The organism is Deltaproteobacteria bacterium GWC2_65_14 (genome assembly GCA_001797615.1).
Taxonomy (GTDB): Bacteria; Desulfobacterota; Deferrimicrobia; order Deferrimicrobiales; family Deferrimicrobiaceae; genus GWC2-65-14.
In genome coordinates, this window is sequence record MGPV01000014.1 from 10861 (window position 1) to 12051 (window position 1191).

A 1191-nucleotide genomic window follows, 5' to 3' on the forward strand; every position below is an offset into this window, starting at 1 on the left:
GGTTCGCCGCCGAGATGGCCAGGGGGCGCGACGCCCGGAACCGGCCGGAATGACCCCCCTCTGGGTCACGGGGCTCCACCCGGTGGAGGAGATCCTCTCTTCCCGGACCCAGGCGCCGCGGAAGGTCCTGCTCTCGGAGTCCGTTCCGGAGACCCTGCGGGGGAGGATCGCCGGCCTTGCCCGCTCCGCGGGAGTCCCCTGCCTTTCCTGCTCCCGGGAGGAGTGGAACCGCAGGACGGGGGAGAGGGAAGGGGGCGGTGTCGCGGCGGAGATCGCCGAGTACCGATACGCGGAGATGCCCCTCTGGATCGAATCGCTCCCGGAGAAGGCGTTCGCCTTCCTCCTAGACGGGATCACCGATCCCCAGAACCTGGGAGCCGTCCTCCGGAATGCGCGCGCCTTCGGTGCGGAGGGGGTGCTGATCCCGAAGGACCGCTCCTGCCCGGTGACCTCCGCGGTGTTTCGCGCTTCCGCCGGGGCGGCGGCGCATGTCCCCGTGGTCCAGGTGACGAACCTGGTCCGGGCGATGGAGACGATGCAGGAAGCGGGATTCTGGATCTACGCGGCGGCGGGGGACGGGGAGATCGATCTTTTCGGGTGGGAACCGGCCGCCAGGACGGGGGTCGTGCTGGGAAGCGAGGAGACGGGGATCCGGAAGCTGGTGAGGGAACGGTGCGACGCGGCGGTCCGGATCGGGATGTCCGCCGGGGTCGATTCCCTGAACGTCTCCGTGTCCGCCGGGATCTTCGGGTTCTTTCTGCGAAAGTCGTTGACATCCCCCGGGAAATAAGATCAAATTCACAGGTTCAGGTTCAGGATTGCGGGATCGTTCCTTGGCCGACGTAGCTCAACGGTAGAGCATCTGATTTGTAATCAGATGGTTGGAGGTTCGATTCCTCTCGTCGGCTCCATCCTCCTCCGCACAAGGTCCGCAAAGGAGGAATGGGGACCTTGCGCTACGGAGGATGCCCTCCGAAGCTCCGAGGCTCGGTTTTTTCGTTGCGCCGAAGGAGCGAAGGAGGGCAGTCGAACGGCGTGGAGGGGTACCCGAGTGGCCAAAGGGGGCAGACTGTAAATCTGCTGGCAGCGCCTACGGAGGTTCGAATCCTCCCCCCTCCACCATCCTCCTCCGCACAAGGTCCGCAAAGGAGGAATGGGGACCTTGCGCTACGGAGGATGCCCTCCGAAGCT

General features: G+C 65.8%; 2 tRNA genes and 1 pseudogene (1 of these 3 only partly in view). All 3 read left to right on the forward strand.

Annotation, left to right across the window (positions count from 1 at the left end):
- Positions 1–790 (forward strand): annotated as a pseudogene (locus A2X88_09090) (hypothetical protein); it begins 608 nt to the left of the window's first position.
- 46 nt (positions 791–836) lie between these two features.
- A tRNA-Thr gene (locus A2X88_09095) sits at positions 837–911 on the forward strand.
- 126 nt (positions 912–1037) lie between these two features.
- Positions 1038–1122: transfer RNA gene (locus tag A2X88_09100), tRNA-Tyr, on the forward strand.
- Positions 1123–1191: the final 69 nt, after the last annotated feature.